Annotated in this window: 18 protein-coding genes; 2 read left to right on the forward strand and 16 right to left on the reverse strand. The window is 71.3% G+C overall.

Annotated features, from left to right (window positions below; all coding sequences use genetic code 11):
• Positions 1-768: 768 nt before the first annotated feature.
• Positions 769-1,614: a LysR family transcriptional regulator gene (locus BMZ92_RS03895; RefSeq protein WP_091504232.1), complete on the reverse strand. Its 846-nt coding sequence runs from the start codon at positions 1,612-1,614 to the stop codon at positions 769-771.
• Positions 1,615-1,683: 69 nt separating this feature from the next.
• On the opposite strand from BMZ92_RS03895, the gene BMZ92_RS03900 reads away from it, so the two are divergent.
• On the forward strand, positions 1,684-2,430 hold the full coding sequence (locus tag BMZ92_RS03900; RefSeq protein WP_177228524.1) for an SDR family NAD(P)-dependent oxidoreductase: 747 nt from the start codon (positions 1,684-1,686) through the stop codon (positions 2,428-2,430).
• 9 nt (positions 2,431-2,439) lie between these two features.
• Here BMZ92_RS03900 and BMZ92_RS03905 read toward each other — a convergent pair whose 3' ends face one another.
• The 15 genes from BMZ92_RS03905 to BMZ92_RS03970 form a co-directional block, all read right to left on the reverse strand.
• On the reverse strand, positions 2,440-3,750 hold the full coding sequence (locus BMZ92_RS03905; RefSeq protein ID WP_091504234.1) for an MFS transporter: 1,311 nt from the start codon (positions 3,748-3,750) through the stop codon (positions 2,440-2,442).
• A 58-nt stretch (positions 3,751-3,808) separates the two neighbouring features.
• The gene (locus BMZ92_RS03910) at positions 3,809-4,789 is read right to left on the reverse strand and encodes a LacI family DNA-binding transcriptional regulator (protein ID WP_091504235.1); all 981 of its coding nucleotides are present in this window, start codon (positions 4,787-4,789) and stop codon (positions 3,809-3,811) included.
• Positions 4,790-4,810: 21 nt separating this feature from the next.
• On the reverse strand, positions 4,811-5,569 hold the full coding sequence (locus BMZ92_RS03915) for a hypothetical protein (protein ID WP_342743456.1): 759 nt from the start codon (positions 5,567-5,569) through the stop codon (positions 4,811-4,813).
• A 14-nt stretch (positions 5,570-5,583) separates the two neighbouring features.
• Positions 5,584-6,153: a hypothetical protein gene (locus BMZ92_RS37980; RefSeq protein ID WP_245782867.1), complete on the reverse strand. Its 570-nt coding sequence runs from the start codon at positions 6,151-6,153 to the stop codon at positions 5,584-5,586.
• Positions 6,154-6,163: 10 nt separating this feature from the next.
• Positions 6,164-7,249, reverse strand: coding sequence for an NAD(P)/FAD-dependent oxidoreductase (locus BMZ92_RS03920; RefSeq protein ID WP_091504236.1), 1,086 nt, complete (start codon positions 7,247-7,249; stop codon positions 6,164-6,166).
• Positions 7,250-7,537: 288 nt separating this feature from the next.
• Positions 7,538-8,650, reverse strand: coding sequence for an NDMA-dependent alcohol dehydrogenase (locus tag BMZ92_RS03925; RefSeq protein ID WP_091504355.1), 1,113 nt, complete (start codon positions 8,648-8,650; stop codon positions 7,538-7,540).
• A 7-nt stretch (positions 8,651-8,657) separates the two neighbouring features.
• Positions 8,658-9,488 carry a mycofactocin-coupled SDR family oxidoreductase gene (locus tag BMZ92_RS03930; RefSeq protein WP_091504237.1) on the reverse strand — a complete coding sequence of 277 codons (831 nt, stop codon included), beginning with the start codon at positions 9,486-9,488 and terminating at the stop codon, positions 8,658-8,660.
• A gap of 3 nt (positions 9,489-9,491) precedes the next feature.
• On the reverse strand, positions 9,492-10,883 hold the full coding sequence (locus tag BMZ92_RS03935) for an aldehyde dehydrogenase family protein (RefSeq protein WP_091504356.1): 1,392 nt from the start codon (positions 10,881-10,883) through the stop codon (positions 9,492-9,494).
• Positions 10,880-11,623 (reverse strand): ABC transporter ATP-binding protein, encoded by a 744-nt coding sequence (locus tag BMZ92_RS03940; protein ID WP_091504238.1) that lies wholly within the window; start codon positions 11,621-11,623, stop codon positions 10,880-10,882. Before BMZ92_RS03940 ends, BMZ92_RS03935 begins: the two co-directional genes overlap by 4 nt.
• Positions 11,610-12,335 (reverse strand): ABC transporter ATP-binding protein, encoded by a 726-nt coding sequence (locus BMZ92_RS03945; protein WP_091504239.1) that lies wholly within the window; start codon positions 12,333-12,335, stop codon positions 11,610-11,612. Before BMZ92_RS03945 ends, BMZ92_RS03940 begins: the two co-directional genes overlap by 14 nt.
• Positions 12,319-14,226, reverse strand: a complete 1,908-nt coding sequence (locus tag BMZ92_RS03950) for an ABC transporter permease (protein ID WP_091504240.1) — start codon at positions 14,224-14,226, stop codon at positions 12,319-12,321. Before BMZ92_RS03950 ends, BMZ92_RS03945 begins: the two co-directional genes overlap by 17 nt.
• 2 nt (positions 14,227-14,228) lie before the next feature.
• A complete protein-coding gene (locus tag BMZ92_RS03955) occupies positions 14,229-15,416 on the reverse strand; it encodes an ABC transporter substrate-binding protein (RefSeq protein WP_091504241.1) in 1,188 nt (395 codons plus the stop codon).
• 13 nt (positions 15,417-15,429) lie between these two features.
• The gene (locus tag BMZ92_RS03960; RefSeq protein ID WP_091504242.1) at positions 15,430-15,828 is read right to left on the reverse strand and encodes a Zn-ribbon domain-containing OB-fold protein; all 399 of its coding nucleotides are present in this window, start codon (positions 15,826-15,828) and stop codon (positions 15,430-15,432) included.
• Between the two features lie 7 nt (positions 15,829-15,835).
• A complete protein-coding gene (locus BMZ92_RS03965; protein WP_091504243.1) occupies positions 15,836-17,020 on the reverse strand; it encodes a thiolase C-terminal domain-containing protein in 1,185 nt (394 codons plus the stop codon).
• Positions 17,020-18,186, reverse strand: coding sequence for a CaiB/BaiF CoA transferase family protein (locus tag BMZ92_RS03970; RefSeq protein WP_177228525.1), 1,167 nt, complete (start codon positions 18,184-18,186; stop codon positions 17,020-17,022). The genes BMZ92_RS03965 and BMZ92_RS03970 overlap by 1 nt, the downstream gene beginning before the upstream one ends.
• Before the next feature lie 60 nt (positions 18,187-18,246).
• Here BMZ92_RS03970 and BMZ92_RS03975 point away from each other — a divergent pair, with 60 nt between their 5' ends.
• Positions 18,247-19,170, forward strand: a complete 924-nt coding sequence (locus tag BMZ92_RS03975; protein WP_091504245.1) for a LysR family transcriptional regulator — start codon at positions 18,247-18,249, stop codon at positions 19,168-19,170.
• Positions 19,171-19,192: the final 22 nt, after the last annotated feature.

Raw genomic sequence — 19,192 nt, forward strand, 5'->3', positions numbered from 1 at the left:
GCGGGAGTGGTCCCCCACACCCGAAGCCACGGCAGTCGTAAGTGCTCCCCGCGGGCGCGGGGATGGTCCGTCCCCATTGGACGGTGTGACCGTGATCTGTCCGTGCTCCCCGCGCGAGCGGGGTGGTCCCAGATTGAACCTGTTGACCTGCTTGAGCAGTTGGTGCTCCCCGCGCGAGCGGGGATGGTCCCGCGCCGAGCGGGCCGGGCTCATCGAGCATGAGGCGCTCCCCCGCAAGGTCGTCGGAAGCTGCGAGCGTAGTCGGCCCGTCATGGATGAAATCGGCCGTGTCTCATCTGGACAGCCCAAGTCGTGTGGTTAGTGTGCAGCTCCCCCTCGGACACCGGTACTAACCCTACGGGCGGGACGGATGGAGACATCCCCGCCCGTTCTTCATGTTGGCAGACCATCTCCAGGCCGAGCTTCTCGTACCAGCTGTTGCAGCTTCTCCGGCTTGGCCCTGTTCAGCTCCCAGCCTACGACGCCGAGTGAGTCGACCATCGCGTATACCTCGGCGGCTGCCAGCAGGTTCCGTCTCGGCGCCCCGTCGAGCCCGCTGCGCCTGCGCGTCGTTGATCGCTTCGACCAGCGCGGCCGGATCAACTCCTGCCTCGATCGCTGACCGCAGCCGCAGCAGCTTCGCCTCCGCAGCCTCCAGACGTTGCCGAGCGGTGTCAGCGGACGAGCCCGGAACCATCGTCCGCGCAGCGCATCAGAGCCGGTGGCTGACTCTTGAAACCCCACTGCCAAGGTTCCGGCCGTCCCCTGTCAGACCTGTTCCAGCTCGGTCTTGACGGAGGTCGCGGCGCGGATGAAGGCGGCGACGTGGCGAGACGTGGACTCCCGGTGCCAGGCGATCACGAGGGTGGCCGGCTCGGCGTCGACGACGGGACGGCTGACCGTACCGGGTGGCAGGCGATCACGGATCGATTCCGGGAGCACCGCGACCATCCGCCCGAGCCGGACGAGCTGCAGCAGTTGCTCGGTGTCGCTGACGAGGGGGCCGGTCACCTCGGGGCGGGACTCCGGCCAGCGGGGCTGGGTGCCACCGCGCAGGTCGGCCATCGACACCTCGGTGCGGGCGGTCAGGGGGTGCCCCTCCGGAAGCACCACGACCTGGCCTTCGACGTGGAGGTCCTCGCTGTCCAGGCCGCTCAGGTCGTTCTGCGGCCGGTGCAGCAGTGCGAGGTCGGCGCGGCCGTCGCGGACCATCGCGGCGCGTTCGCCGACGCTGAAGGCGAGATCGACCGGAACGGCGCCAGGGGTGGCGGCGTAGCGGTCCAGGATCGGCTGCAACAGGTCGGCGTCGCTGCCGGGTTTGAGCGCCAGGACCAGCCGCGGAGTGGTGGCCGCCGCCCTTCGCGCGCGGCGCACCGCGGCGGCCACAGCATCCAGTGCGACGCGTCCCTCCGCCAGGAACACCTCCCCGGCCGCCGTGAGACGGACCCCGCGGCTGGTGCGGTCCAGCAGGGTGAGGCCCATCCGCTGTTCGAGCAGGCGGATCGCCCGGGACAGGGGTGGCTGGGCGATGCCCAGCCGCTGGGCGGCCCGCCCGAAGTGCAGTTCCTCGGCGACCGTGACGAAGTAGCGCAGTTCCCGGGTCTGGACGTCCATACAACGAGGGTATCGAGCGAGATCAAGCCGGTCCTGGCCCAGGGGGACGACGGGTGGTTCGCTGATCATGTGAGTGATGACGCAACCATTGCCCTGGTGACGGGGGCGAACAAGGGGATCGGGCGGGCCGTCGCGGGCCGGCTCGCGGAGCTCGGGATGACGGTGGTGGTCGGTGCCCGGGACCCGGAGAAGGGCGCCGAGGCGGTGGCCGAGATCAACGCGGCGGGTGGTACCGCGCACCCGATCGGCCTCGACGTGACCGACCAACGCGGGGTGAGCGCGGCGGCCGAGCAGATCGCCGACCGGTTCGGCCGCCTCGACGTCCTGGTCAACAACGCCGGCATCGCCGGCGACCTCGCGGCGCAGGCGCCGGGCTCCGCCCACCTCGACGGGCTGCGGGCGGTGTTCGAGACGAACCTGTTCGGTGTCGTCACCGTGACCGAGGCGATGCTCCCGCTGCTGCGCCGTTCGGCCGCGGCGCGGATCGTGAACGTCTCCAGCGGCACCGCGTCGATGGGGTGGACGACCGACGCCACCCACTACCTGAGCCGGATGCCGGGTTCGCTGGGCTACCCGGTGTCGAAGGCGGCACTGAACATGCTCACGGTGCAGTACGCGAAAGCGCTGTCACGCGAGGGGATCCTGGTGAACGCGGTCGCGCCTGGCGCGTGTGACACGGACTTCGCCAAGGGCCTGCCGTTCCAGCTGACCCGGACCGCGGCCGAGGGCGCCGCGATCGTGGTGCGGCTGGCCACCCTCGGGCGGGAGTGTCCGACGGGCGGCTTCTTCGACGACAACGGCAGACTGCCCTGGTGAGCCGGCGGTCTAGGAGGCCAGCTCGCGACGGCCGGTTTCCGGGGTCAGCGCGGTGGCGGCGAAACTGATCGCCGCCGCCACGACCACGGCTATGGCGACGCTCGTCCCGGTTCCGGTCCGGCCCACGAGCCACACCGCGAAGATCGGCGCGGTACCACCGAAGAGCGCCGACGCGATCGCGAACGCGAGCCCGCCACCGCTGACCCGGACGCGGGTCGGGAGCAGCTCCAGCATGACCGGGAGCTGGACGGCCTGGTGCAGCCCGATCGGGATGACGATCGCGAGCTGCGCCAGCAGCACGAAGCCGAACGTGCCCCGGCCCATGAGCAGGAACGCCGGAACCGCCATGATCATGAACAGGACCTGTGCCGCGAACAGCACGGGGCGGCGCCCGACCCGGTCGGCGAGCCGACCGGAAAGCGGGATGACGCACATCATGAAACACTGCGCGATCAGCGCGCTCAGGAACGTCGAACCCGTCCCGATCCGGGTATGGCTGATCAGGTACGTCGGGGCATAGGTGAGGAAAACGTAGAACGCGAAGAAGCTGCCGCACAGGAATATCCCGAGCAGCCGGAGCATCCGGCCCAGATGTTCTTTGTTCGTCAGCAGTTCGACGATCGGCGCGCGGGCGACGGCGCCCTCCTCCTCGATCTTGCGGAATTGCGGCGTCTCCGTCAGGCGGGAGCGCACGAACCAGCCGACCGCGCCCAGCGGAGCCGCGATGAGGAACGGGATCCGCCAGCCCCACGAGCCCATCAAGTCATGGGACAGCGTCGACGACAGCAAAGTCGCGACCAGCAGGGCGAGGATGCTCCCCGCGGTGGCGCCGACCTGCACCCAGCTCGCCGAGAACGCGCGCCGGCCGTGGGCGCTGTGCTCGAGCACCAGCGAGCCCGCCGCGGGTACCTCGCCGCCCGCGAACACCCCTTGGACCAGCCGGCACAGCACCACGAGAACGGGCGCGGCCGCGCCGATCGAGGAGGCCGGGGGCAGCACCCCGATGATCGCGACGGCACCCGACGCGCCGAAGACGGTGACCGCGAGGATCCTGCGCCGCCCGAGCCGGTCCGCGAAATGGCCGATGACGACCGCCCCGAGCGGCCGGGAAATGAAGGTCGAAAGCAGGCCGGCGAAGGTGGCCAGCAAGCTCGCGACGTCGTTCTTCGCCGGGAAGAACTGAGCCGAGAGGTAAACGGCGAAATAGCCGTAAATGGTGAAATCGTACCACTCGATCACCTGACCGGCGGCGCCACCGATGCGCACCGCGAACTGCCCTGGTTCTCTGGCGACAATTTTTTCACGCTTTCCGACGGGCATGGATCGCCCCTTTCTGGAATGCCTTCGGCGCTTTCGCCGTCGGCGGCAGGACCCGAGGTCAGCCCTTCTCGCCACACGAGGTGCGGGTGATGAGTTCAGGTTTGAAGGTCAGGCGCGCGGCCCGGTTCGGGTTCTCGACGATGAGCTCGGCGGCCCGTTGCCCCATCCGGTAGGCGGGTTGCGCGATCACCGTGATGCCCAACGCCGGGCCCCAGGCGAAATCGTCCATCGTGAGGAAGGCGAGATCGTCGGGAAAGCGGAGCCCGCGTGCGGCCAGCGCGGAATGGACCGCGACGGTGCGGCGGCCGGTGAGGCAGACGATCGCGTCCGGACGGCGGACCAGTAACGCCGCCATCGCTTCGTCCACTTCCGAGTTGGCGTCCGCCGAGGCGATGGCGTCGTCGGGGAGCGCCAGGCCCGCCTCGCCGAGTCCCCGTCGCAGCCCCTCGATCCGTTCGGTGTGGGACGGCCGGGGGCCCGACGAGATCACCGCGACCGACCGGCGCCCGCACGAGACCAGGTGTTCGGCCATCATCCGGCCGGCTGCCCGGTTGTCCAGCTTGACCGAATGCAGGTGCGGCGGTGGCTGCGGCAGCGAACGCGCGATGATGACGCACGGCGTGCCCCCTTCGGCCATCCGGCGCGTCCGCTCGTCGGTGGACGCGCCGCTGGTGACGACCAGCCCGCGCACCCGCTGCTCGTCCATCGTCCGCACGTGCGCGACCTCGCGGCCGGGGTCGTGGAAGGTGTTGGCGAACATGACCAGGCTGCCGTTGGCGGAGGCGACCTCGTCGATCCCGCGCATCAGGTCGAGGTAGAACGGGCTGGTCAGATCGTCGATGACCACGCCGATGGTGCTCGAACGCCCGGCGAAGATGCTCTTGGTGAGCGCGTTCGGCGTGTAGTCGAGGCTGGTGACGGCCTCCCACACCCTGGCCGCGGTCGCCTGCCGGACGGCACCGCCGTTGAGCACCCGCGACACCGTCGCCACCGATACCCCGGCCGCCGCCGCCACGTCGCCGATGGTCGCTCGCTTCACCGTCTCGTCCTTTCCCGCCGGTCAGGCGCGTGCGCCGTCGCGGACCACGATCTCGCCGCCGATGATGACCGTCCGCACGCGCGGCAGCTCCATCGGGTCGGTCAACACGAGGTCCGCGACCGCGCCCGGGACGACCCGCCCCCGTCGTGGCGCCACTCCGGGAATGGCGTCGGCGACGTGGGCGGTGGCCATCGCGATCGCGGCGGGGAGGCGCACCACACCGGCCTTGCCGGCCCGATCGATCGCGAGGAGGATCGGGTCGTGGTGCCCGCCCGCGTAGTCGGTCGAGATCGTGTCGACGAGCCCCGCCTCGAACATCGCGTACAGCAGCTCCGGCCCGTTGGTCAGCCGCCGCGCCCCAAAGGTGTCCAAAGTGGACACATCGATGGTCGCGTCCAGTTCTTTGAGCCGTTCGGCGTGCTGGAGCGCCTCCCGCAGCTCGAAACTCGAATGGTTCGAATGCCCGGCGATGAGCGGCACACCGGTTTTGGCGATCGCCGCGACCTGCGTCATGGACGCCGCCGCGTTGTGCACCAGCACGGGGACTTCCGCCCGCCGCGCGTAGTCCGCGGCCTCGGCGAGCCCGTGCAGGGCGATGTCGAAGGCGGGCAGCACGATGTCCGAGACCATCTCCCGGACCTCCTCGACGGACAACTTCCCGGTGAGGCCGGCTCCCTCCAGCGCCTCCTCGACCGCGTCCTTGTCGAACGAGGAGGCCGAGATGTGCCTGCCCAGCACGGCGACCTTGAGCGCGTCCGCCTGCCGGGCGGTGATCGTCACGCCGGTGCGCCTGGCTACCTCGGCCGGGATGTACAGGTAGCTCGCTCCCCCGCCGCCGAGGGTGTGCCCGGCGCCGATCTCACCGAGCGCGACGGCCCCGCTTCGACGGCCTGACGCGCGGTGAACGCACGCGCCTCGCCGGTGAGGCCACCGCCGTCCGCGACCGTCGCCGCTTCCAGGCAGGCCGGGGTGTTGCAGGAGGCCAGTTTGACCGTGAGCGGGTGGTCGTCGTTGGTCCGCGCGAGCCCCTCGGCGGTGACGAACCCGTCCACGCACAGCACGGTCGTCGTCCCCTCCAGGAGATGCCGGTCGAGGTTGGCCCGCACCTGTTCGGGCGGCAGGGCCTGGTGACCGCTGGGGAACAGCGGGCCGTAGGCGGTGCCGTGGGTGTGGTTGTTGATCAGGCCGGGAATCGCGAGTTGGCCCGAGGCCTCGACGAGGGTGACCGTGCCGTAGGTTTCCGCCGGCCTGGTGGGCACGATCTCGCGGACCGTGTCATCCGTGACCACGATGTCGACAGCGTGCCGGGGTTCCGCGCCGGTGCCGTCGATGAGGTCGCAGCCGTGCAGGACTGTCGTCGCCACAGGTCCTCCTTCAGAATCGTTCGAACCGGAACGGCGCCAGCTCTTCGGAACGGTCCTCGCCCAGCACCTCCGCCGCGACGAGGGCACCCGCGTGCAGGCTCAACGTCGCCCCGCTGTGGGAGACGGCGAAGTGGAAGTTCGGCAGCTCACGCGCGCGGCCGAGCACCGGCAGGCCGTCAGCGGGGATCGGTCGTACGCCGACGCGTACGCTCTCGACGCTCGCCGCCCGGATTCCCGGGTACAGCGCGCACCCGGCCTCGACGACCTTCTCGACCGCGGCCTCGTCCACGGTCGCGCCGTCCGCCGCGTCGTCGAGTTCGTGCGTATGCAGCAACAAGCGCCCGCCGCCGTCCGGCCGGAGGTGGACGCGCGGAGCGTGCACGACCCGGGCGACGGAGACCGCGACCGGCGAGGTGTAGATGAGCACCCCGCGTGTGTTGTTCATGGGCAGCTCCAGCCCGGCGAGCGCCGCGACCTGCGCCGCCGCCGGGCCGGCGCAGTTCACCACGGCATCGGCGGGCAGCCGTCGTGCCGAGGCGAGCCGAACCGACCGCACCCGGCCGCCGGCCACGTCGATACCGGTGACCGCGTCGTGCCAGCACCGCTCGATGTCTACTGTGGACAGCAGGTGTCCGATGAGCCGAGCCGGTTCGACCCAGCCTTCGGACGGGAAGTAGGCGATCCCCTCGGCGGGCAGTTCGGCGGGGTTGATGTCGGGTTCGAGGCGAAGCACCTCCGCGCGGGTGAGCCAGCGGGCTTCGTATCCGTACTCGAGAACCGAATCCACCTTGCGCCGCAGCTGTTCCCGTTCGGTTTCGTCATCGCCCCATTCCAGGTTGCCGCCCTCGTGGTACCAGTCGCTGCCGGCCACTTCCCCGGCGAGGCGCCGGTGTGCCCGCATCCCGCCGATGCTGAGCTCGTGATACGCCCGCGGCTGCTTGCCGTTGGAGTTCGTCCAGGAAAAGGTCGCACCCGACGTCCCGGCCGCGGGCGGGCCCGAATCGACGACCGTGACCCGCGCACCGCGCCGCGCCAGTTCGACGCCCACCGCGGCGCCGTCGATCCCGGCACCGATGACAACGACCTGCTCGGCCATGAGCCGATTCCCTCTCTTCAGCGGCATGTAACTAGTTACAGTAGCTAGTTACATGACTAGAGCACGGGACCTCACGGCCCGTCAAGGTCGGCCTTCCAGCACTTGCCCTGGCCGCGGGAGCCGCCGGGCGACGAGATCGCGAGCCGCGCTGGAATGTGGCGGCATGGCGCAGTACTGGCTGAAGCGAGTGGCAAACACAGGTCGACGCCCGCGAAGGAGGACCTCAAGGGCGCATCTTCACAACCCGAGCGACATTTCGCAGCCCCGCCGCCCAGGGCCAAGGCGGCGTCACCCCATTCGCAGCACTCCGCGGATGTTGCGGCCCGCACGCAGGTCGCGGTAGCCCTGGTTGATCTCGTCGAGCGGGTACTCCCGGGTGATCATCCCATCGAGGTCGAGGCGGCCGTCGCGGTAGGACTCGATCAGCGCCGGGATGTCGCGCCGGGCGTTGACCGAGCCGAAGATCGCGCCGACGATCCGCTTCTCCATCTGGATCAAATCATTCATGCTCAGCCTGACGTCGATCTCGTCGGCCGGGTGGATGTTCGTCACCACCACCCGGCCGCGCTTGGCCGCCAGCCTCATCACGTCCGCCATCAGCCCACCGCGGCCGACGCCCATGGTCAGCACCACCACGTCGCACATCCGGCCCCACGTGACGTCCTGGATCACGTCGAACGCCTCCGCCACACCCGCGGCGGTGTGGGTCGCTCCGAAGCCGAGCGCCTTCTCACGCTTCCACTCCACCGGATCGATCGCGAAGATCCGCCGCGCGCCGGCGTTCCTGGCGCCCTGCACCGCGGCCGAGCCCAGCCCGCCGACGCCGACCACCGCCACATCGTCCCCGAGCTTCGCCTCGCCCGCGTACACCGCGCTCCCCCAGCCGGTCGGCACCCCGCAGCTGAGGACGCACAGCTTCTCCAGCGGCAGCGAACTGTCCACTTTGATCAGTGACATCTCGTTGACCACGGTGTGCTCGGCGAACGCGCCGAGGAAGCAGTTGATCGCCAGGTCCTCGCCGCCGAGGTGGTGACGTGCCGTGTGGTCGGACAGCTGCCGCCCCGCGCCGATGTGCATCACCAGGTCGCACAGGTTGTGCCGGCCCACCGAGCACGACGGGCACCGCCCGCAGCTGGGCAGCGACGAGAACACGACGTGGTCCCCCGGCGCCACCGACGTCACCCCCGGCCCGGTCTCCTCGACGACGCCGGCCCCCTCGTGCCCGCCGATCATCGGCGCGGTGAACGGGACGTCCCCCGTCGCGTGGTGGTCCTCGGAGTGGCACATCCCGGCGGCGACGATCCGCACCAGCACCTCACCCGCCCGCGGCGGGTCCAGGTCGATCGTCTCCACCTTCCAGTCGGTCCTGGCCTCCCACAGCACTGCCGCTCGCGTACGCATGCTCACCTCAGCATTTCAGCGCGTTGCCGGCGTCCACCGGCAACGTCACGCCCGTGATGTACCGCGCCTGCTCCGACGCGAGCCAGACGACGGCGTTGCTCACGTCGCCCGGCTCGATCCACGGCACCGGCAGCAGGTTCTTCTCCTGGAACGGCGCCTTGATGTCCTCCCGCCCCGGCGCGGCCAGGTCCGGGCGCAGCATCCGGTACAGGTTGTCGTTGTGGATCATCGGTGTGTCCACCGACGTCGGGCAGATCGCGTTGCAGCGGATGGAGTGCGGGGCGAGCTCGTAGGCGAGCGTCCGGTTCAGGCTGAGCAGCGCCGCCTTCGCCGCCGAGTAGTCGGCGAAGTGCGAACCGGAGATGAGCGCGGCCCCGGAGCTGGTGAGCACGATCGACCCGCCCGGCCCCCGTTCGAGCAGGTGCGGGATCGCCGCCTTGACCGTGTGGAACACCCCGGTGAGGTTGACGTCCACGACGTCCCGCCACTGCCCCGGGTCGATCTCCCAGGTCAGCGCGCCCGGCGGGAAGATCCCCGCGTTGGCGCACACGATGTCCACCCCGCCGAGTTCCGCGGCCCCTTCGGCGACGGCCGCGTCCAGGGCGGCGAAGTCCCGGACGTCGGCCTGCCGCGCGACGATGCGGCGGCCCTCCTTCTCCACCAGCCGCACGGTCTCGGCGAGGTCGTCGGCGCCGGCCTGCTCGTAGGTCATCCACGGCGGCGTGGTGAGCGCGTCGACGGCGATGACGTCGGCGCCCTCCTGCGCCAGCCGCACCGCGTGCGAACGGCCCTGCCCGCGCGCGGCGCCGGTGATCAGCGCGACCTTCCCTGACAGCATGTCCTATCCCTTCACCCGGTACAGCACCTTGGACTCGGTGAACGCGAGCAGCCCCGGCACGCCCGATTCGACGCCGAGCCCGCTGTGCTTCCAGCCGCCGAACGGCACCGCGGGGTGCGGCAGCGCGTGGGTGTTGAGCCACGCCGTGCCGCATTCCAGCCGTTCCGCGACCGCGGCGGCCCGTTCCGGGTCGGCGCTCCACACCGACCCGTCGAGGCCGTAGTGCGTCGCATTGGCCCGGCGGATCGCGTCCTCGACGTCGTCGTAGGCGAGCACCGGCAGCGCCGGGCCGAACTGCTCCTCGTCGACCAGCCGGACCCCGTCGTCGATGTCGCGCAGGATCGTGGGCTGGAAGAAGTAGCCCTCGCGGTCCAGCGGGCCGCCTCCGGTCACCGCGGTCGCGCCGCGGGCGAGCGCGTCCGCGACCAGTTCCGACACGCGTTCGAACTGCGGGCGAGTGGTGAGCGGGCCGAGCCGGGTCCCTTCGGCGGTGCCGTCCCCCACCACGACCGAGCGCGCCCGGTCCGCGAGGGCGTCCACCACCACGTCGTGCAGGCGGCGGGGCACGTAGACCCGTTTGATGGCGGCGCACACCTGCCCGGAGTTGAGGAACGCGCCCCAGAACAGCCGGTCGGCCAGCGCGTCCACGTCGAAGTCGTCGAGCAGGATCGCCGCGTCGTTGCCGCCGAGCTCGAGCGTCACGCGCTTGAGGTCGTCCGCCGCGGCCGCCGCGACCTTCCGGCCCGTGGCGACCGAACCGGTGAAGGAGATCTTGCGCGGCACCGGGTGCGCGGTCAGGCGCGCGCCGAGCGGGTCGCTGCCGCTGACGACGTTGAGCACCCCCGGCGGCAGCACGTCCCGCAGCACCCCGCCGAGGTGCAAAGTGGACAGTGGCGTGAACGGGGAGGGCTTGAGCACCACCGTGTTGCCGGTCAGCAGTGCCGGCCCGAGCTTGAGCCCCGCGATCGCGACCGGGAAGTTCCACGGGGTGATCGCCGCGACCACCCCGAACGGCTGGTGCAGCAGTTCGACGCGCGCCTGGTCGTCGTCGGCCAGCACCTCGCGCGGCACCTCGAGGTCCGCGACGAACCGCAGGCCCGCGACGGTGCCCTGGACCTCCAGGCGGGCGTCGGCGAGCGGTTTGCCCTGTTCGGCGGTGATCAGCGCGGCCAGCTCGTCAGCCGCGTCCTCGACGCGCTTCGCCGCCGCCCGCAGCAGATCACGCCGCGCGCCCTCGTCCGACCGCCAGGCCGGGAACGCGTCCGACGCCGCGCGCAGCGCCTCGTCGAGTTGCTCCGGCGAGCACTCGGGCGCCTGGGCGAACACCCGTCCCGTCGCGGGGTTCTCGACCCCGAACGTGCCCGCGCCTTCGACGGCGCGGCCGCCGATCGTCATCGTCTCCACAGTTGTCCTCCCAGTCCGGCGGCCCTGCCGCGGATGACGCCCCGCGTGCCGAAGAACCGCGCCACCAGTTCCGGCTTGTCCAGCAGGTCCGTGCCCTCATCGGCGATGCGCCCGCCTTCGACCACGTAACCCCGTTCGGCCGCCGCGAGTGCGACGGTCGCGTTCTGCTCCACCACCAGCACGCCGATCCCGGTGCCGGCGAGCAGCCGGATGCGCTCGAAGATCGAGTCGACGACCAGCGGGGCCAGCCCGAGCGACGGCTCGTCGAGCAGCAGGTACCGCGGCGCGGCCAGCAGGCCCCGGCCGAGCGCGACCATCTGCTGCTGCCCGCCGGAAAGCAGCCCGGCGGGGCGGGCGCGGACCTCGGTGAGCGCGGGGAACAGCTCCCACACCAGGTCCCAGTTGCTCCCGTCGCGGCCGGTCCACGCGCCCAGCGCGAGGTTCTCCTCGACGCTGAGACTGCCGAAGATCTGCCGTCCCTCGGGCACCATCACGATCCGCGGGCCCCGCACCCGGGCGGAGCAGCTCAGCTCCGTCACGTCGCGGCCGTCGGCGACGACCCGGCCCCGCCGGGGCCGCAGCAGCCCGGTGAGCGTCTTGAGCAGCGTGGTCTTGCCCGCGCCGTTCGCCCCGACGAGTGCCGTGACGGTGCCCGGCTCGACGATGACGTCGATCCCGGTGAGCACGTCGCCCGTGCCGTAACCGGCGCAGACGCCTTCAGCCCGCAACACGCTGACCTCCCAGGTACGCCTGACGGACGGCCGCGTCGGCCTGCACCTGCTCCGGTGATCCCGTCGCGATGACCTTGCCCGCGTCGAGCACGACGATGCGCTCGCAGACCCCCATCACCAGCCGCAGGTTGTGCTCGACGAGCAGCACGGTCAGGCCGGCGTCGCGGGCCGCGACGAGCGTGTCGGCCAGCCGCTGCGTCTCGTGCTCGGACAGCCCGGCGGCGGGTTCGTCGAGCAGGATCACCTTGGGCCGGGCCAGCAGCAGCCGCGCCAGTTCGAGGATCTTCTGCGCGCCCGACGACAGGTCCGCCGCGCGGTCCCGGGCTCGAGCGCCCAGCCCGAACACGTCGAGCAGCTCGCGCGCCCGCTCGGTCGCCCCGTCCCGCTGCCGCCCGCAGTCGGCGCCGACGAGCACGTTGTCGAGCACGTCGAGGTTCGGGAAGACCCGCGCCGACTGGAAGGTGCGCACGATGCCGAGGCGGGCGATCCGGTGCGGCTGCCGGGTTTCCACGGGGCGGCCGTCGAGCAGCAGTTCGCCCGCGTCGGGCCGGTCGACGCCGGTGAGCAGGTTCAGCACGGTGGTCTTGCCCGCGCCGTTCGGGCCGACGAGCCCCGTGATCCGGCCCGCGGCGGCGGCGAACGACACGCCGTCGACCGCGCGCACCCCGCCGTAGGACTTCGCGAGCCCGCGGACCTCAAGGCCGTGCGGCATGGCTGAGCACCTCCTCGGGCGCGGCGACCGGTGCGGGAGCGGGCCTCCGCAGGCGGCCGATCAGGTTGAGCACGCTGCCGAGCAGGCCCGCGGGCGCCAGGGAAAGCACGAGGATGATCAGCCCGCCCTGCGCGACGGTGGCCCACGTCTGGAAGGACTGCGAGGCGGTGGCGAGGTAGGTGAACAGCGCGCCGCCGAGGATCGGGCCGAGCAGCGTGCCCGACCCGCCGACGACCGTGCTCACGATGAGCGTGAACGACAGGCTCATCCCGACCATGCTCGGTGCGAGGAACTGGAAGTACATCGCGTACAGGCCCCCGGCCAGTCCGGCGAGCACCGCCGAGTACAGCAGCGCCCAGTGCCGGTAGCGGCGGACGTCCGCGCCCAGCGCCGAGGCCGCGCCCGGGTCGAAGGCGATGGCCTTCATGACCCGCCCGGTGCGGCCGCGGACCACCAGGAGCGTGCCGAAGCCGAACACCGCGACCAGGCCCCACACCAGGTAGTAGAAGCCGGTGTCGGTGTCGAAGGTCAGACCGCCGACCGAGAACGGCGGGATGCCGTTGAGCCCGGCGGTGCCGCCGGTGACCGTCAGCTGCCCGGCCAGCGCCTGTGCCAGCAACGCGAACGCCAGGCTCACGATCGCCAGGTAGTGCGGCGAAAGCCGCCGCGTGACCAGGGAGAACACCGCCGCGACCGCGACCGCCGCCAGGACACCGGCCAGCAGTGCGGGCAGCGGGGACCAGCCGCGCAGCACCATCAGCAGCGCGCTGGTGTACCCGCCGACGGCCATGAACGCCGACTGCCCGAGGTTGAGCATCCCGAGGTAGCCCAGCAGCACGTCCATCCCGATGAGCGCGAGCGCGGTGATGCCGATGATGTTGACGTAGTAGACCGCCTCGCCCGGCACGAACAGCGGCAGCAGCGCCATCAGCAGCGTGAGCGCGGCCAGCACCGGGCGCCCGAGCGCCTTCGGTGCCCGCTCCACATAGGACACCGCGACCCGCGCCACGGTGTCGGCGCGGACCCGCCGGACGACCCTCAGCAGCCCTTCGGGCCGCACCGCGAGGATCAGGATCAGCGCCACGAGCATCACCGACTGGCCGAACAGCGAGGATACGTACGCCGTCGCGAACGTCTCCACCAGCCCCAGCACCAGCCCGCCGACGGTCGCGCCGAAGTACGAGCCGAAGCCGCCGAGGGAGATCGCGATGATGCCGATGACGGTGAAGTTCGTCGCGCCGCCGACGGTGACCGACAGGTACGGGGTGACGAACGCCCCGGCCAGCGCGCCCAGCGTGCCGGTCGCGGCGAAGCTCAGCAGGGACAGCCTGCCCACCCTGATGCCGAGAGCCCTGGCGCCCCACGGGTTCTCCGCGAGCGCCCGCAGGCCGCGGCCGAGGTTCGTGCGCTGCAGCACGCCCAGCAGCACCAGGCACACCACGGCGGTGGCGCCGAGGATCCACAGCACCTGCGTCGGCACCGCGAGCCCGCCGACGACGACGCTCGCCTTCGCGCTGAAGGGGTCGAGCGAGTACGCGAACTGGCCCCAGATCATCGTCGCCGCGCCCTGCGTGAGGATGAGCCCGCCGAGCAGCACCAGCAGCACGTTCTGCAGGGACAGCCGGTGCTGGTTCGGCGCGACGACCACCACCTGGCACACGGCGGCCAGCAGGGTCACCACGAGCACGGCGCACAGCACGGCCAGCGGAACGCCGAGGTGCCAGTCGTGCACGCCGGTGTAGGTGAGCAGCCCGCCGAGCACGATGAACACGCCCTGGAACATGTTGAGCACGCCCGAGGAGTTGAACGCGAGCGTGAACCCGAGCGCGCACAGGGCGTAGATCGCGCCGGCTGAGACACCGGCGATGAGGATGCCGAGGAAGCCGCCCATGATCAGCCCGCCAGCGCCGTCACGCCGGGGTTGGTGACCGGCTTCATGGCGAGGGTGCCGCCCTCGATCCGCACCACGCCCCAGCCTTCGCCGCCCGTGCCGCGGTGATCGGCGGGCGAGAAGTTGTACGTGCCACCGATGCCCTGGTAGCCCTTGAGGTTCTGGATGTAGTCGCGGATCTTCTCGTTGCTCGCGTCCGGGCCGAGTGCGCGCAAGGCGTGGACCACGACGCCGAAATCGTCCACCAGGTAGGAGGCGACGTTGTCGTTCTGGCCGTCGGCGAAGCCCTGCGCCTTGAGGAAGTGGTCCAGCACGGCCTTGTTGTCGCCGGTGACGTCGGCCGGGGCGACGAGGTAGTAGGCGGCGGGGGCGTAGACCTCGGCGGGGAAGGAGTCCGCGAACTTGGCCAGGATGGCCCGGTTCAGCTCGCCGTCGGCGAGGACCACCGGCACGTTCGCGAGGTTGGCCGCCCGCAGCGCGGAGAACACCGTCGCCACCTGGGGTCCGGTCGAGAACAGCACGATCGCGTCCGGCTGGGACTGCGCCACCTGCGCGACCTGGGTGGCCACCGAGGTCGCGCTCACGTCAAAGATCTGGCTGGTCACCAGCTGGTAGCCGTAGGTGCCCTGCCCGGCGCTGATGGCGTCGCGCGCCGCGTCCTCGCCGGGCGTGGTGTCGGTGATCAGCGCGACGCGCTTCCACTGCTTGAGGCCGAGGAACTTCTGGATGACCGTGTAGCCGGTGCTGGCGGGGGCGGCCGCGTCGAAGACGTAGCTGTTCGCCGGGGTCGGCAGCGGCGACGCGGCGTTGAAGGTGACCGGCCCGCTGTTTTCCAGCGGCGTGTTGGCCGCCTGGCTCTCGGCGGCGAAACAGCAGCTGAAGAACGCCTTCGCGCCGCTGCGACGGACCTTCTGCGCGATCGTGACCGCGGTCTGCGCCGAGGACTGGGTGTCGTGGAACTCCAGCTTGATCGGGTGGCCGTTGATGCCGCCGAGCGCGTTCCACGCGTCGGCCAGCGCCTGGTACTGGTTCTGCGTGCTCTGGGGACCGGGGTTGTACTCGGGACCGGAATTCGGCCCCATCGCGGCCAACAGGACGGGTGAGCCGGCCGAACCGCCGGACGCGCCGCCACTGGCGCACGCGGTGGCCGCGAACACGGCGGCCACGGCCAGGAGAATACGCTTTCTCATGATTTCGACTCCGCTAACGCTCGACGGTGAACTGCGGAAGGGTGATCTCGTCCGTGACGTCCTCGAACGTCACGCGCACCGGTTGCCCGATGCGGACCTCGTCCGGCGCGCAGCCGCGGATGTTCGCGACCACGCGCGGGCCTTCGGCCAGCTCGACGAGCGCGACCACGTACGGGACGCGATCGGCGAGCGCGGCGTGGGTGGGGTGCTCCACCACGGTGGCGCTGTAGACGGTGCCGCGGCCGGAAACGCGTTGCCAGTCCAGGGTTGCGGAGTGGCAGTGCGGGCAGCGCGGCAGCGGCGGGTGCCAGGAGCGGTCGCACGACCGGCAGTGCTGGAGCGCCAGCTCGTGCCGCCGCGCGTGCTCCCAGTAGGGCGCGGTCAGCTCACCGGGAACGGGAAGGATGGCCATTTCGCCCTCACCTGCTCAGGATCATGGCGCTGCCCGACGGGGCACCCACGAGCGCCACCTCCGGGTCACGCAGCTGGTTCACGGCGGTTCCGCGGAGCTGCCGGACCGCCTCGGTCACGCCGTTCATCCCGTGCAGGTAGCCCTCGGACAGGTGCCCTCCGTGGGTGTTGACCGGCAGGGGCGAGTCCGGGCCGATCCCGGCCTCGGTCACGTGCTTCCACCCGCTGCCCTCGGGCACGAACCCGTAGCTCTCCAGGCCCTTCACCGTCATGAACGACGTCGCGTCGTACAGCTCGGCGAAGTCGATGTCGCGAGGGCCGACACCGGCGGTGCGGTAGAGCCGCTCCGCCGCCGCGGGCGGGAAGGACTCCAGCAGGTCGTCGGTGTAGAGGCCCATCGGCTCGCGGTAGGGCGCCAGCGTCTGGGTCGCCGACAGCACGTACACCGGGTCCTCCCGCAGCGCCCGCGCCCGCCGCGCCGAGGTGAGCACGAGCGCGCAGGCGCCGTCGTTCTCCAGGCACAGGTCGAACAGCCGCAGCGGGCGGCTGATCATCCGCGCGCCGAGGTAGGTGTCCCAGTCCAGCACGCGGTCCCGCATCAGCGCCGCCGGGTTCTCGTTGGCGTAACGGCGTTGCTGGATCGCGACGCTGCCCAGCGCCCGCGCCAGGTCCTCCTCGCGCAGCCCGTGGACGTACTGGTACCGCGCAGCCCACAGTGCGAACAGCTGGCCGGGCGACAGCAGGCCGTACGGCCAGGCGAACGAGCGGTTCTCGTCCTCGGGCACGAGCACGTGCTCGCCCGTCGCGGCCGAACCGGCGGGACCCTGGTCGGCCCGCCCGAACCGGGCGCCACCGCTCTGCTTGAGCGCCCGGTAGACCACGACGACGTTCGCGAGCCCGGTGCTCACCGCCGCGGCGGCGTGGGCGATCACCGCGCCCAGCGCCTCACCGCCGAGCGGGGACTCGGCGAAGAACGACAGCTCGCGGATTCCCAGCCCCCGCACCACCATCGGTTCGCTCACCGGCTCGAACGGGGGCGCGAACCGGCACATACCGTCCACTTCGGACCCCTCGACCCCCGCGTCGGCGAGCGCACCCAGGATGGCCTGCAGCGCCAGCTCCCACGCCGGGTACGGGGAGGCCTTGCTGAACTCGCTCTGCCCGATCCCGGCGATCGCGACCTCACGGCGCATCAGCCCTCCTCCTCGCCCAGCCAGTCCCGCAGCACCTCGGCCCGGTGGCGGCCCGGCTCCGGGGGCGGCGTGACGGTGACCGGTGAACCCGACATCCGCACCGGCCACGCCGGGATCGGCACCTCGCCGTACACCGGGTGCTCGACGGGCACGAAGATCCCCCGTTTGCGCAGGTCCGGGTCACGCAGCACCTCCCCGGTGGTCCGCACCGCGCCGGCGGGCACCCCCGCCTCGCCGAGGATCACCATCGCCTCGACCTTGTCCTTCGTGGACGTCCACTCGGTCACGATCGCGTCGATCTCGGCCTTGTGCTCACCGCGGCCGGCCATCGTGGCGAACCGCGGGTCGTCCTTCAGCTCCGGGCGTCCGATCGCCTCGGCGAAGCGCAGCCACTGCTTGTCGTTGCCGCAGTGGATCTGCACGTAGTCGTTGGGACCGAAGGGCGGGCACGGGTAGATGTCCGACGGCGCGGTGGTCTCCAGGAACGGCGGCCCGTTGCCGAACCGCGGCGTGTCGAGGTCGCGCTCGACCGGCCAGCCGTAGTGGATGCGCAGGAACGTCGCGACGTGGTCGGCCATCGCCAGCTCCAGGTGCTGCCCCTCCCCCGTCGCGATCCGCTGGTAGAGGGCGGCGAGGATGCCGACCGCGGCGACCATCCCGGTCCCCGTGTCGCCGACGTCCGGTCCGGGTTTCATGGGCGGCCCGCCGGGGTCGCCGGTGATGCTGGAGGCACCGGACACGGCCTGCACGAGCGGGTCGAAGCTCGGGAAGTTCGCGTACGGCGAGTCGCTCGCGAAGCCCTTGATCTGCGCGTAGACGAGGCGGGGGTTGCGTTCCCTCAGCACGTCGTAGGACAGCCCGAGGCGGTCCACGACGCCGGGGCTGAAGTTCTCGACGAACACGTCGGCGGCGTCCGCGAGGCGCAGGGCGAGGTCGTGCCCCGCCTCGGACTTCAGGTCGATCGCGATCGACCGCTTGCTCGCGTTGTTGAGGTAGAAGGGGGTGGCGTCGTAACTGGACCGGTCGCCGGGTGGTACGACCTTCACCACGTCGGCGCCGAGGAAGGCGAGTGCCAGCGTGGCCGACGGCCCCGCGACCTGGTGGGTCAGGTCGAGGACCCGCACGCCGGCCAGCGCCGGGGCTGGGCGGTTCTCCGATGAACTCACGTGTTTTACAGTGACAGCGGCCATAACCACAGGTAAAGCACACAGTTGTGCGGAGGTACCGTGGAAAAACCGCAGAAGCCGCCGGGCTACTCGCTCCGCCAGCTGGCCTACTTCGTGGCGGTCGCCGAGGAGGGCACGGTCAGCCGGGCCTCCGAACGGCTGCGCGTCTCGCCGTCGGCGGTCTCGCTGGCGCTGACCGAACTCGAACGGGCGCTGAAGGTCCAACTGTGCGTGCGGCGCAAGGCGCACGGCGTCACGCTGACGGTCTCGGGCACGCAATTGCTCCGGCACGCGCGCACCCTGCTGCGGCAGGCGCGCGAACTTGAGCACGAACTGGCCAATGTGGACGGCCCGCTGTCCGGTGTGCTGTCCGTGGGCTGTTTCATGGGACTGGCCCCGGTGTTCCTGCCGAGACTGCTGCAGGGCTTCGGGGACCGGCATCCCGGCGTGACGATCGACTTCGAGGAGGGTGACCAGACGGGGCTGCAGCAGCGTCTGCTCGCCGGGAAGCTGGACCTGGTCATGCTCTACGACGTCTCGCTCACCCCGGACATCCAGGTGGTCGAGCTGGCGCGGATGCGCCCGCACGTCATGCTCGCCGCGGACCACCGCCTCGCGGGGGAACCCGTGGTCGCGCTGCACGACCTCGCCGACGAACCCATGGTGCTGCTGCAGGAACCGCCGAGCCCGGACCACTCGCTGGGGCTGTGCCACGAAGCCGGGATCACGCCGGTCGTGCGTTACCGCGCCCGCAACGGCGAGACCGCGCGCGCCCTCGTCGGCCGGGGGCTGGGATACGCGATCATCATGCAGCGCCCGCCCAACGACCGGACCTACGAGGGTTTGCGCGTGGTGCACAAGGAGATCGCCGAACTGCCCGGCCGCGAGGTGCCGGTCGTGCTCGGCTGGCCCCGCCACACGCACCTCACCCGCCGGGCGGAGGCGTTCGTGCGGTACAGCCGGGAAAGCGCGGCCGCGGACTGAGCCCTTGGCACGGCGGGCCGCG

It is taken from the genome of Amycolatopsis sacchari (assembly GCF_900114035.1).
Lineage (GTDB): Bacteria > Actinomycetota > Actinomycetes > Mycobacteriales > Pseudonocardiaceae > Amycolatopsis_E > Amycolatopsis_E sacchari.